Below are 12,838 nucleotides of genomic sequence, written 5' to 3'. Positions count from 1 at the left end.
ACTTAAAAATTCAGTTCGCAACCAATACCCAGTACGCGGTTGGTACGTGTAAATGAGTCGCTGATCAGTGGCTCGGTTGAAGTAACACGATCGTAGTGACCGTAATTGGTCTGGAAGTAAGCAGCCTTCAGAGTGATGTTGTCGGCAGCCTTGTAGTTAAAGCCGAAACCTAAGCTGTAGCTGTTTACTACGAATGACATATCGTTCATATACTCGTCGGTAAGCTGATAACGGGTAATCTGACCACCACCACTGATGGTGAGCTTGTTGGTCAAATCCCACTCTGCACCAGCCAGGTACTCGTTGGTACCGCCACCCAGCAGATCCTGAGTATTGTTATACCACTTTACGTCCTTATCAAAGAAGTGATGATAGCCTACGTTCAGACGGAAGTCGTCGCTGATATTCCACATAGCACCAACTGCCAGCTGTGCAGGTGAGTCCTCGTCAATCTTCTCGCCATCGCGGAACTTATTAACAGCGGGAATCTCGCTAGCCTCGTTAACGGTCGACTCGTTCTTCATGTGAATCTCGGTCTTAGCCTCGTACTTAGCAGCGAAGTTGAACTTACCTACGCGCCAGTCGATACCAATAACTGGAGCTACACCTACGCTCGACTGGTTACACAACAGGTTTACACCCTGTGAGTACTTCTGCAGTGAGTTCAGACTCTGCTTGGTGCCCTCTAACTGGGCCAGCTGAGTTGTGAGCTCGGCAGGAACGTCAACGCCTGCTGCCTGATACTGGGCAATACCAGCGTTAACCTTGCTGATACCAGCATCAATGGTGGTTGTTGCTCCCTGCAGGAAGCTACCGAAGTCCAGATAACCATTAGCGGTGTTTACCATGATGTTGCTGATCTTAGCCTTGTAGGTAGCTGTGCCGTAAAGCACACGCAGACCACCATAAACCGACAGGTCTTTTGTAATCTTGTAAGCTGCACCAAGCTGGAAGCCAAAGTAATACTGACGGCCCTGCATGTAGCCATCCATATCGTAACCGGTAGCGCCCAGAGGCTTCAGCTGGTTGGCAATACCACCAACTACGCTCTCGAACGAACCCAGTCCGTCCTGGAACTCACAGGCTCCACCACCACCAGGAACTGAGAAGTTAAACTGCAAACTCCAGTTGCCCTTGTTGTAAGCGGCCTGGATTGAGGGGAGAAATGGTGCATCGGCAATACCCTCGAAAGTCTTGGTGCTCTGACCGTTGTTCTTCTTGCCTAAAGCAAACAGCGGATTGTTGCACTCGATAGTACGGGTCTGGTGAGCATACTGCCAGTTGATACCTAAATAGAAACCTTCGGGCATGAAGGCTACACCGGCGGGGTTACTGTATACTCCATCAAGACCGATGGCTGCATCTCGCGCAGGATTGCGCAAAAAGTCGATACTCTGATTGGTGTTGGTTAAGATGCCACCTGCTGTGGCTGTTGTTGTAGCTGCTGTCAGCATCAGGCTGGCCAGCAAGACATTCATCTTTTTCATAATTTAAACACTTTTTTTCAAAATCGGCTGCAAAGGTATAGTGAATGTTTTAAAATCTTATGTTTGCGTACACAAAGTTAACGTTGTTTAACGAAAATTGCACACAAACCTGCACAAATGTGCAAAAGTGTGCAGGTTTTTGCACACTTTTGGGTGGTTTTGTGCATAAATGGATTTACTTTTTCAGCTCAGGATAGCTCAAACGGGTGTGATAGATGGTCTTTAACTTCTCTATCAGCACGGTTTTGGCATAGGCAATATCACGGAAGGTGATGGGGCACTCCTTAAAGTATCCCTCTGCCACCTGGGCATCAATCAGTCTGTTTACCAGCTCGCGAATCGACTTCTCAGTGTAGTCGGGCAGCGAACGCGAGGCAGCTTCTACGGTGTCGGCCATCATCAGAATGGCCTGTTCCTTAGTAAACGGATTTGGACCAGGGTAGGTAAACAGCAGGTCGTCGACATCGTCGTTGGGGTGAGCATTCTTATATTGTACGTAGAAGTACTTGGTTTTTCCCTGTCCGTGGTGGGTGGTAATAAATTCCTTGATCACATTGGGCAGGTTGTACTTGTCGGCCAGTTTGGTACCCTCGGTAACATGACTGATAATCATCTGGGCGCTGTCTATCGGATTCATCTTCTCGTGTGGATTTACACCCGACTGGTTTTCGGTAAAATAGATAGGATTAACAATCTTACCGATATCATGATACAGTGCACCAGTACGTACCAACTGACTCTTGGCACCAATCTTGTTGGCAATCTCGGCAGCCAGGTTACCTACCTGAATAGAGTGCTGGAAAGTGCCTGGGGCAACCTCGCTCATCTTGCGCAGTACAGCCTTGTTCATATCCGATAGCTCAATCAGCGTAATGTTGGATGTAAAACCGAATGCTTTCTCGATAACATAGAGTAAGGGATATGAGCAGAATAGTAGTACACCGTTGATAATCAGGTAGTTGTACTCGCTATAGCTGATTTTTGAGATGTCGTTGATACGTATCCAGTCGAGTGCCAGGTTTGTAAGAATTCCTGCCAAGGTTACCGATACGGCTGTCCAGAACAGCTGTGAACGACTCGACAGTTCGCGCAGCGAGAAGATGGCTACCAATCCGGCTACCAGTTCAACGGCTACAAACTCCAACGGGTACTGCAGGAAGCAGGCGCAGGTGAGAACCATCGTGGCGTGTGCCATGAAGGCTGTTCGCGAGTCCATGAACACTCGGATAAAGATAGGTACCATTGCAAACGGTACGATATAAACATGCAGTACGCTGTGCTCTACCATCGCCGAGGCTATAATCGTAAACAGCACGATGAGTGCATACAGCATGGTGGTAGATCGTACTTTCTCAAAGTAATCTTTCCTGAACAGGGTGAGGAAGATGGTAAAGCAGGTAATCAGGATGGATGTGTACAGCAACTGTCCCATAATGTTCAGGCGAATCTTCTCCTGATCAACATTCTGGCGCTCCATCTCCTTTTGGAACGATAGTAGTTTATTGTAGGTCTTGCCGTCGACGATATCACCACGGTCGATAATCTTCTCACCTCGCTGTACCAGTCCGCTGGCCAGTGGAATACTGTTCTGTAGGTCGTTCAAACTGGCCTCGCTGCGTTCCTTGTCGTAGGTAAGGTTAGGTGTGATATAATCATTCAGGTTGCATTTCTGCAGCACCTCGCGATGCTTGGCAAGTGTCTGATCCTGAAACAGTTGTTCGTAGGCTGATACCACCGAGTATACATGACTGATTTGTGAGCTGGTGGCGTTCTTTCCGCTGACGATACGCACAAATCGAGAGGTGTCCTTACTGATTTTGGCATACTCAGAATTACTCATGATACCCTGCTCATACAGACGGTGCAAACGGTTTGAGATAATGCTGATGTAATCGTTATGCAGTCCGGGAATTCCGTTTGAGTAGTCTTTCGAGAACTGGCGTACTTGTTTGCCCACAATCTCGCTGTTCATGATGTAATACGGCTCGTATTGCTTCATGATGCTGTCGCGTTCGGCCTTCACGGCTTCATCACTCTTGTAGATGGGGAAGTCGAATGGCGCTTTCAGGTCGGTATATATCCAAGGTCGGCCTTTTTCGATCTTGAAATTGTGCTGACTGCTGCGTGGCATCATCCATACGATGATGGCAACAGTTATGATGATCAGACCCAAACGAATGAGAAAATCACGCCAAGTTAGGTCGTTTTTAATGTTAAAACTACTCATTTCTACGTATTTTATGCAATTATGGTGCAAAAATACGAAAAAACTCTCAATTTTTTTGTAACTTTGCACACAAATTTTAATTGATTATGTCAGAAAGAAGAGTTAGAGTACGTTTTGCACCCAGTCCAACGGGTGCTTTGCACATTGGTGGTGTGCGCACAGCATTGTATAACTACCTGTTTGCCAAGCAGCATGGTGGCGATCTGGTTTTCCGTATCGAGGATACCGATAGTAACCGTTTCGTACCTGGTGCCGAGGAGTATATCATCGAGTCGTTCAAGTGGCTCGGTATCAAGTTTGATGAAGGTGTTAGCTTTGGTGGCGACAAGGGTCCTTATCGCCAGAGCGAACGTCGTGATATTTACAAGAAATACGTTCAGCAGTTGCTGGATGCCGATAAGGCTTATATTGCTTTCGATACGCCAGAGGAGTTGGAAGCTAAGCGTGCTGAGATTCAGAACTTCCAGTATGATTGTCATACCCGCGGTCAGATGCGCAACTCGCTGACTATGCCTAAGGAAGAGGTTGAGAAACTGATTGCCGAGGGTAAGCAGTATGTGGTTCGCTTCAAGGTCGAGGCTGGTCAGGAGATCCTGGTTAACGACCTGATTCGTGGCGAGGTACGTGTAAAGAGTGATATCTGTGATGACAAGGTACTTTATAAGAGTGCCGACGAGTTGCCTACCTATCATCTGGCTAATATCGTTGACGACCACCTGATGGAGATCTCTCACGTTATCCGTGGTGAGGAATGGTTGCCTTCTGCACCGTTGCACGTGATGTTGTACCGTGCCTTTGGCTGGGAGGATACCATGCCTCAGTTTGCTCACCTGCCATTGCTGCTCAAGCCCGATGGTAAGGGTAAGCTGTCGAAGCGTGATGGCGACCGTCTGGGATTCCCTGTATTCCCACTGCTGTGGAAAGATCCTAAGAGTGGTGAGACTTCTCGCGGTTATCGTGAGGATGGCTACTTCCCCGAGGCTGTTATCAACTTTCTGGCTCTGCTTGGATGGAATCCTGGAACCGAGCAGGAAATCTTCTCACTCGATGAGCTGGTTCCTCTGTTCGATATCTCTAAGTGCTCTAAGGCTGGTGCCAAGTTCGCCTTCGAGAAGGCTGTTTGGTTCAACCACGAGTATATCCTGAAGAAGAGTAACGAGGAGATTGCTGCTCTCTTCGAGCCTATCGTGAAGGAGCACTGTCCTAACGAGACTTCAGAGCGCATCCTCAAGGTTACCGAGATGATGAAGGATCGTGTATCGTTTGTTCACGAGATGTGGCCACTTTGCTCGTTCTTCTTCGAGGCTCCTACAGCCTACGATGAGAAGACTGCTAAGAAGCGCTGGAAGGAAGATAGTGCTCAGGTGATGACCGAACTGATTGGTGTGCTGGAGGGTATCGACGACTTCTCGCTCGAAAATCAGGAGCAGATTGTACATGCTTGGGTTGAGCAGAAGGAGTATAAGCTGGGTAATGTAATGAACGCATGGCGACTCACGCTCGTTGGCGAGGGTAAGGGTCCTGGCATGTTCGATATCTCTGCCTTCCTGGGTAAGGAGGAGACCATCGCCAGAATGAAACGTGCGATTGAAGTACTGGGCTAATGATTTACAACCTTGTAATATATCTGTATCTTCTTGGAGTGGCTATTTATAGCCGCTTCAATGAGAAGGTACGTAAAATGTGGCGTGGTGAGCGCGAGGCATTCAAGATTCTACGCGAAAAGGTAGATCCGAATGCCAAGTACGTGTGGTTCCATGCCGCCTCGCTGGGTGAGTTTGAGCAGGGACGCCCCTTGATGGAGCAACTGCGCAAGGATCATCCTGAATACAAGATTCTGCTCACATTCTTCTCGCCCTCAGGTTATGAGGTGCGTAAGAACTACGAGGGTGCTGATATCATCACCTATCTTCCACTCGACACCATCACCAACGCACGCCGTTTCCTGCGTACCGTACGTCCTGTGATGGCATTCTTCATCAAGTACGAGTTCTGGTACAACTACCTGCACATTCTGAAGCATCGTGGTGTGCCTGTCTATAGTGTGTCGAGTATCTTCCGTCCTGAACAGGTGTTCTTTAAGTGGTACGGTCGTCAGTACGGTCGTGTGCTTAATTGCTTCACTCATTTCTTTGTGCAGAACGAGATCAGCAAGGAACTGCTGGCCAAGATTGGTATCACCGCTACTACCGTGGTAGGCGATACCCGTTTCGACCGTGTGCTGCAGATTAAAGAGGCTGCTAAGCAACTGCCTATCGTGGAGTCGTTTGTGAAAGATGCTCCTCAGGTATTTGTGGCAGGTTCGTCGTGGCCTCCCGATGAGGAGATTTTCATTAAATACTTTAACGAGCATAAGAACTGGAAACTGATTATAGCCCCTCATGTGATTGGCGAGGATCATCTCAAGCAGATTGAGAAACTGCTCGAGGGCCGCAAGGTAATCCGTTACACCGAGGCAGAGAAAATGGTCAATGGTCAATTGTCAATGGTCAATGACTACGAAGTTCTTATCATCAACTGCTTCGGCTTGCTGTCGAGCATCTATCACTATGGCAATGTGGCTTATGTCGGTGGAGGTTTCGGTGTTGGTATCCACAACCTGTTGGAGGCTGCTGTTTGGGATGTACCCGTATTCTTCGGACCAAACAACCAGAAGTTCCAGGAGGCTCAGGGATTGAAGACCAGCGGTGGCTTTGAGATTAGCAGCTACGAAGACTTTGCTGCACAGATGGATCGCTTTGCTGCCGATGACGCTTACCTGCAGGAGCAGGGCCAGAAGGCTGGACATTTTGTAAAAGGCCAGTCGGGTGCTACACAGAAGGTACTTTCGGCTGTAGCGCTGTAGTTACTATTTTAGCAAAACATGAAAACTATGTGGATGATACTATTCCTATTACTGCCTTTCTTGGCTATTGGCTATCTGGCATGGCACATCTGGGTGATGTTGCCCGTACAGGCTTGGCTCAAAGTGCTTGTTATCGCTGTTGGCGTACTGAGTTTTGTGATGCTATTCCTGAATTTCCGGCGCGCCTTTGATAGCATGCCTTTATGGACGGCTCGTTGGGCTTACGAGATTGGTACATCCTCATTGTTTGTTCTGCTTTATCTGGTGATGGTTTTCCTGGTACTCGACTTGGGCCGGTTGGTTCGTCTGGTACCCAAATCCATTCTTTACCATAACGGATATACTGCCCTTGGCATCTTGGTGCTGATGCTGGGCGTGTTTGTATATGGCAATCTGCATTATCATCATAAGGAACGTGTAGGCATCGATTTAAAGTCGGCGAAGCCACTTGCGAAAGAATATAAGATTGTGATGGCGAGCGATTTGCATATCGGCTATCATAATCCGCGAAAGGAACTGGCTCGCTGGGTGGATATGATGAATGCCGAGGATCCCGACTTTATCCTGATAGCAGGTGATATCATCGATGGCAGTATGCGCCCTGTGTTAGAGGAGCAGATGGCCGAGGAGTTTCGTCGGCTCAAGGCGCCTGTCTATGCCTGCTTGGGCAATCATGAGTTTTATGCAGGAGTGCCCGAGGCACGGCAGTTTTATAAGGATGCCGGCATCCACTTGTTGGTAGATGAGGCAGCCGTCATCGATAGCAGCATCGTTATCATTGGTAGCGACGATCGCACCAACATGCGTCGCAAACCCATCAAGGATTTGGTTAAAGTTCAAAGTTCAAAGCTCCATGTTCAAAGTCCATTCACCATTGTGCTCGACCACCAACCCTATAATCTTGATAGGACAGAGGCGGCAGGTGTCGACTTTCAATTAAGTGGCCACACCCATCGTGGACAGGTATGGCCCATTTCTTGGATAACGGATCGTATCTACGAATGCTCTTGGGGTAGTCATCAGCGTGGCAAAACCCAGTTCTATGTCTCATCGGGCATAGGTATCTGGGGTGGCAAGTTCCGCATTGGAACCCAGAGCGAGTATGTGGTAGCTACTCTTCGTTCAAATAATATTTAGAATATTCTACGTAGTGCTTGGCATTATCCGTCTGACCAGGGCGGACTGGCTTGATGTATTTGGCTGGTACGCCGCCCCATATCTCGCCAGCAGGAATCTTGGTGTTCTGCAGCACCAAGGCGCCAGCAGCTACGATCGAGCCTTCGCCTATCTCACAACCATCCAGTAGGGTGCTACCCATACCAATCAAGGCGTTATCATGAATGGTGCAGGCATGAACGGTTACGTTATGCCCAATGGTGACGTAGTTGCCGATATGCGTAGGACCAGTCTCATGGGTCACGTGTACACAACTGCCATCCTGAATGTTGGTGCAGTTGCCAATGGTGATAGGCGCCACGTCGCCGCGTACTACTGCATTAAACCACACGGAGCACTCATCGCCCATTGTTACATCACCCACAATCGTAGCGTTCTCGCTAAAATAACAGTCTCGCCCCCATTTGGGAGCGAGACCGCGATATGTTTTGATAAGAGCCATACCGATTACAGGTTAGCGTTCTCAGTCTTCCAATCCTCAACAGCGGGGATGATACCAAGGCTGATGATCTCGTCGCGCATCTTCTGCAGGTGCTCGTACGAAGCCTGGAGTGAAGCCATCTCCTCAGCTGTGCCCTCGGGCTCAGTGAAGTGTACACCGTCCTTGTCGATAACGGTAGGCATAGCCATCATTACGTTCTTGAAACCGAATGCGTTTACATAGCAACCAGCAGGCCACTTGAAAGGCTCACCGCCCATAGCACCCTCGATCATCTTAACAGCCTGATATGCAGGGCTCTGGAATGAAGAACGGCCACGGAGCTTAATGATGTTGCTACCACCCTGAGTTGTCATGTGCTTGATCTCAGCCCAACGCTCGTCAGAGAGAGGAAGCTCAGAGAGAGGCTTGCCATCGATGAGAGCCTTGCTGGCGAATACTGCCATCTGCTCACCGTGACCACCGTAGGTGTAAGCGTTAGTAACCTTGTCCTGCTGTACGCCGAACTCCTGAGCCAGCTGCTGCTGCAGACGGGTAGAGTCGAGAGCGGCCAGTGATGTCAGCTGGTTGGGCTTCAAACCTGAGTGAATCAGAGCTGTCAGAGCTGTTACGTCAGCGGGGTTGAAGATAACTACAACGTGCTTAACGTCTGGGCAGTACTTCTTGATGTTCTCACCAAAGTCGGCTGCAATCTGGCAGTTACCCTTCAGCAGGTCCTCACGGGTCATACCCTCCTTACGTGGAGCACCACCTGAAGAGATGATGTACTTAGCACCAGTGAAAGCCTCCTTAGGATCTACTGTATAAGAGATGTTTGCACCTGGGAAAGCGCAGTGACACATCTCGTCGTAAACACCATGAACACCTGGCTCATAGATATCATACAAACAAATGTTAGGGGTCAAGCCCAGCATCAGTACACTCTGTACCATGTTAGAACCGATCATACCACCGGCACCAACAATCACCAATTTCTCGTTAGTTAAAAAAGCCATAATTGTATTTTTTTTATTGTTATTTTTAAAGTGCTGCAAAGTTACGAAAAAAGACTCATATAAAGCGTTTTTTTATTATTAATCTGTGTTAATCATGTGATTTTCTGCTAGTTATTTTGTACCTTTGTAATCTCGAAATTACAAAACACGATGATGATGACAGTAAATCAACGAATTGAAGCTCTTCGCGAGGTGATGAAACGCGAACATCTCGCTGCGTTTATCTTTCCAAGTACCGACCCTCATCAGGGCGAATACGTGCCCGACCATTGGAAGGGGCGCGAGTTTATCAGTGGTTTTAACGGCTCGGCTGGTACGGCTGTGGTGACGATGACTTCGGCAGCCTTGTGGACCGACTCGCGTTATTTTATTGCTGCCGAGGAGCAGTTGCGTGGCACCGAGTTCCAGCTGATGAAACTGAAGATGCCCGGAACGCCTACCATCGCTGAGTGGATAGGCAAGGAGTGTGCTGCCGGGGCCGAAGTGGCACTCGACGGCTGGTGCTCGTCGGTGAATGCTGTGAAGGAGCTGATAGCCGATCTGCGTCAGCAGGGTGGCATCACGCTGCGTACTAATCTCGATCCTTTGGCACAGATATGGACCGATCGCCCTGTTATCCCAGAGCATGTTGTCGAGATTTTTCCATTGCAGTATGCTGGTGAGAGCTGTCATGAAAAGATAGCCCGTATCCGTCAGGCGCTGCGCCAGAAGCATGCCGATGGTATGCTGATGTCGGCTCTCGATGATATTGCCTGGACGCTGAATCTGCGAGGCACTGATGTGCATTGCAATCCCGTGTTTGTCGCTTATCTGCTTATTTCGTCTAAAGCTGTTACCTTATATATAAATAAGGTGAAGCTTACCCCCGAGGTTGAGGCTTATCTTAAAGCCGAAGGGGTAGGGGTGGCACCTTACGAGGCAGTGGCAAAAGGTCTGAAGGATTATTTTGAGTATAACATCCTGCTCGATCCTGATGAGGTTAACTATACGCTTTATAAACAGGTCACCCGTGAGATAGTAGAGGTGGAATCACCCGTCAAGCGCATGAAAACTGTCAAGAATCCTACAGAGATTGCTGGTTTTAGATCTGCGATGCTGAAAGACGGAATCGCGATGGCAAAATTCTTGTGCTGGTTGAAACCTGCCGTTGAGGCTGGCGGACAGACAGAGATATCGATTGATCAGAAGCTCACCTCGCTTCGTGCTGAGCAACCGCTTTATCGCGACATCTCTTTCGATACTATCGCTGGCTATCAGGCACATGGTGCCATTGTGCATTACGAGGCTACACCTGAGACCGATATCCCACTAAAACCCGAAGGCTTCCTGCTGTTGGATAGTGGTGCACAGTATCTGGATGGTACTACCGACATCACCCGTACCATCGCTCTCGGTCCTTTGACTGAGGAACAGAAACGCGTTTACACCTTGGTACTCAAAGGTCATATCCAGATCGAGCTGTGTAAGTTCCCCAGCGGTGCTAGCGGTACCCAGTTGGATGTGCTGGCTCGCGAGGCCATGTGGCGCGAGGGCTTGAACTATCTGCATGGCACAGGTCATGGCGTGGGCACCTATTTGAATGTACACGAGGGTCCTCACCAGTTCCGTATGGAGTGGAAACCCGCTCCACTGGTAGCTGGTATGACCATTACCGACGAGCCAGGTATCTATCTCGAGGGTAAGTTCGGCGTTCGCGTAGAGAATACCCTGCTGATTACGCCTTACAAGGAAACCCAGTTCGGAGAGTTCCTGCAGTTCGAGAGTCTTACCCTCTGTCCCATCGACACCACGCCGATTGTAAAGGAGATGATGTTAGACGAAGAAATCGCTTGGCTCAACCAATATCACCAGCATGTTTACGATACGCTTGCTCCTCATCTCGATGCCGAAGAGACCGCTTGGCTTAAAAACGCTTGTGCGCCTATCAAATAGTTGATGAACTCTTAAAATATATGTTTTTGACTATCAGGAGAGTACGAAAACGCAAGAAATTACGTTTTATTTGATAAAAATCGTGTAAAAACTTGGTGGATTTGTAAAAATTCAGTAACTTTGCACCCGCTTTTCGAGGCACTGGGCCCGAAAGCATTAAGTTTAACATAAATAATTAAAAGCAAAACAAATGATTATTGTACCAGTAAAGGAAGGCGAGAACATTGAGAAGGCTCTCAAGAAGTTCAAGAGAAAGTTCGAGAAGACAGGTGTTGTAAAGGAACTGCGTCGTCGTCAGCAGTTTGACAAGCCATCTGTACTGAAGCGCCTTAAGATGGAGCACGCTGTATATGTTCAGCAGCTTCGCGCTAACGAGGAATAAAAAAAGTTCCCCGAAAATTTGGTAGTTTCGAGAAATTTCCGTAAATTCGTACCCAAATACTAAAGGTTGCGATTTTATGATGATTAACCAGTTTCTGGACTACCTGCGCTATGAGCGGAATACATCTCCGCTAACAGTGCAGACATACGAGGAAAGTCTTAGGGATTTTGAGTCGTATGTGACTTTTAGGGATAAAGAACTCTCTATAAGTTCGGTAGATACCGATCTGATCCGTGACTGGATGGAGGGTCTGATGGATAAAGGAAACTCTGCGTCGACTATTAATAAAAAGTTGAGTGCATTGCGTTCCTTTTACCGCTTTGCCCTAAAGAGACAACTGGTTAAGACTGATCCGGCACATGCTGTGATGGGTCCAAAGAAATCAAAACCACTGCCGCAGTTCCTTCGCGAAGGAGAAATGGACCGCCTGATAGACGGCATAGAGTGGGATAGTTCTTTTAATAATGTACGTGCGCGTACCATGTTATTACTATTCTATGAGGCCGGTCTTCGACGTGCGGAACTTGTAAGTCTGAACGATAAGGATGTAGACTTTGAATCGGCACAACTGAAAGTAACGGGTAAAAGAAACAAGCAGCGCATAGTGCCCTTCGGGGCAGAGCTGGCCGAGGCGCTCAAGCAGTATCAGTCTGCACGCAACGAACAATTCGGCGAAACCGGCGGCGCGCTTTTTCTGAGTGACAAAGGGCAACGGATATCCGACAGTCAGGTTTATCAGATCGTGAAGAAGTATCTTTCGATGGTGACCTCGCTGAAAAAACGTTCGCCACACGTGCTTAGGCACACCTTTGCCACTGCCATGCTGAACAACGGTGCAGGGTTGGAGACAATCAAGAGTTTGTTAGGTCACGCCAGTGTGAGCACAACCGAGATTTATACCCACACCACGTTTGAACAACTAAAGCGAATTTACAAAGAGGCTCATCCCAGAGCCTGAACCTTTTTATTATTAACTTAAAAATAGGAGGTAACTATGGAGATTAAGATTAAGTCGATTCACTTCGACGCTACCGAGAAGTTAGAGGCGTTCATCGAAAAGAAGGTCGCCAAGTTAGAAAAATCGTTTGAGGATATACAGAAAGTAGAGGTGCAACTTAAAGTAGTCAAGCCAGCTACGGCTCAGAATAAGGAAGCAAGTCTTGAGGTTTTCGTTCCAGGAAACACGCTCTTTGTAGACAAGACATGTGACACTTTTGAGGAAGGAATTGACCTTTGTGTGGATTCTATGAGGGCTCAATTGACGAAATTCAAGGAAAAATTGAGAAATAGATAAAAAAAACTCGAAAAAGTTTTGGTAATTCAAAAATAAGTCGTAACTTTGCAGCCGTTTTCCG

At 48.0% G+C, this 12,838-nt stretch carries 11 protein-coding genes; 7 read left to right on the top strand and 4 right to left on the bottom strand.

Annotated elements, in window-relative coordinates; genetic code table 11:
* Positions 1–2 precede the first annotated feature (2 nt).
* Together BLU97_RS15425 and BLU97_RS15420 are read right to left on the bottom strand one after the other, a co-directional pair.
* The gene (locus tag BLU97_RS15425; RefSeq protein ID WP_074762338.1) at positions 3–1,487 is read right to left on the bottom strand and encodes an OmpP1/FadL family transporter; all 1,485 of its coding nucleotides are present in this window, start codon (positions 1,485–1,487) and stop codon (positions 3–5) included.
* A 175-nt stretch (positions 1,488–1,662) separates the two neighbouring features.
* Complete coding sequence (locus tag BLU97_RS15420; RefSeq protein WP_074762337.1) at positions 1,663–3,714, bottom strand: HD family phosphohydrolase; 2,052 nt, start codon at positions 3,712–3,714, stop codon at positions 1,663–1,665.
* A gap of 86 nt (positions 3,715–3,800) precedes the next feature.
* Between BLU97_RS15420 and gltX the strand changes: the two genes are divergently transcribed.
* From gltX to BLU97_RS15405, 3 genes are read left to right on the top strand one after another with little or no spacing between them, the layout of a single operon-like run.
* Positions 3,801–5,318 carry a glutamate--tRNA ligase gene (gene gltX, locus BLU97_RS15415; protein WP_033148362.1) on the top strand — a complete coding sequence of 506 codons (1,518 nt, stop codon included), beginning with the start codon at positions 3,801–3,803 and terminating at the stop codon, positions 5,316–5,318.
* A 2-nt stretch (positions 5,319–5,320) separates the two neighbouring features.
* The gene (locus BLU97_RS15410; protein ID WP_074762361.1) at positions 5,321–6,559 is read left to right on the top strand and encodes a 3-deoxy-D-manno-octulosonic acid transferase; all 1,239 of its coding nucleotides are present in this window, start codon (positions 5,321–5,323) and stop codon (positions 6,557–6,559) included.
* Positions 6,560–6,577: 18 nt separating this feature from the next.
* A complete protein-coding gene (locus BLU97_RS15405; RefSeq protein WP_074762336.1) occupies positions 6,578–7,696 on the top strand; it encodes a metallophosphoesterase in 1,119 nt (372 codons plus the stop codon).
* Here BLU97_RS15405 and BLU97_RS15400 read toward each other — a convergent pair.
* On the bottom strand, positions 7,671–8,177 hold the full coding sequence (locus tag BLU97_RS15400) for a gamma carbonic anhydrase family protein (RefSeq protein WP_074762335.1): 507 nt from the start codon (positions 8,175–8,177) through the stop codon (positions 7,671–7,673). The genes BLU97_RS15405 and BLU97_RS15400 overlap by 26 nt on opposite strands.
* Positions 8,178–8,182: 5 nt before the next feature.
* Positions 8,183–9,169, bottom strand: coding sequence for a malate dehydrogenase (locus BLU97_RS15395; RefSeq protein ID WP_028902395.1), 987 nt, complete (start codon positions 9,167–9,169; stop codon positions 8,183–8,185).
* 153 nt (positions 9,170–9,322) lie between these two features.
* On the opposite strand from BLU97_RS15395, the gene BLU97_RS15390 reads away from it, so the two are divergent.
* The 4 genes from BLU97_RS15390 to hpf all read left to right on the top strand — a co-directional run bounded on the left by BLU97_RS15390 (position 9,323) and on the right by hpf (position 12,777).
* A complete protein-coding gene (locus BLU97_RS15390) occupies positions 9,323–11,101 on the top strand; it encodes an aminopeptidase P family protein (RefSeq protein WP_074762360.1) in 1,779 nt (592 codons plus the stop codon).
* Between the two features lie 190 nt (positions 11,102–11,291).
* Positions 11,292–11,483 carry a 30S ribosomal protein S21 gene (gene rpsU, locus BLU97_RS15385; protein WP_013065274.1) on the top strand — a complete coding sequence of 64 codons (192 nt, stop codon included), beginning with the start codon at positions 11,292–11,294 and terminating at the stop codon, positions 11,481–11,483.
* Between the two features lie 76 nt (positions 11,484–11,559).
* Positions 11,560–12,441 carry a site-specific tyrosine recombinase/integron integrase gene (gene xerA / locus BLU97_RS15380; RefSeq protein WP_074762334.1) on the top strand — a complete coding sequence of 294 codons (882 nt, stop codon included), beginning with the start codon at positions 11,560–11,562 and terminating at the stop codon, positions 12,439–12,441.
* 36 nt (positions 12,442–12,477) lie between these two features.
* Positions 12,478–12,777 carry a ribosome hibernation-promoting factor, HPF/YfiA family gene (hpf, locus tag BLU97_RS15375; protein WP_074762333.1) on the top strand — a complete coding sequence of 100 codons (300 nt, stop codon included), beginning with the start codon at positions 12,478–12,480 and terminating at the stop codon, positions 12,775–12,777.
* Positions 12,778–12,838 lie beyond the last annotated feature (61 nt).

Origin of the sequence: Xylanibacter ruminicola, from assembly GCF_900107775.1 — a bacterium.
GTDB lineage: Bacteria > Bacteroidota > Bacteroidia > Bacteroidales > Bacteroidaceae > Prevotella > Prevotella ruminicola_C.
This window is presented reverse-complemented; position numbering and strand designations above follow the sequence as displayed.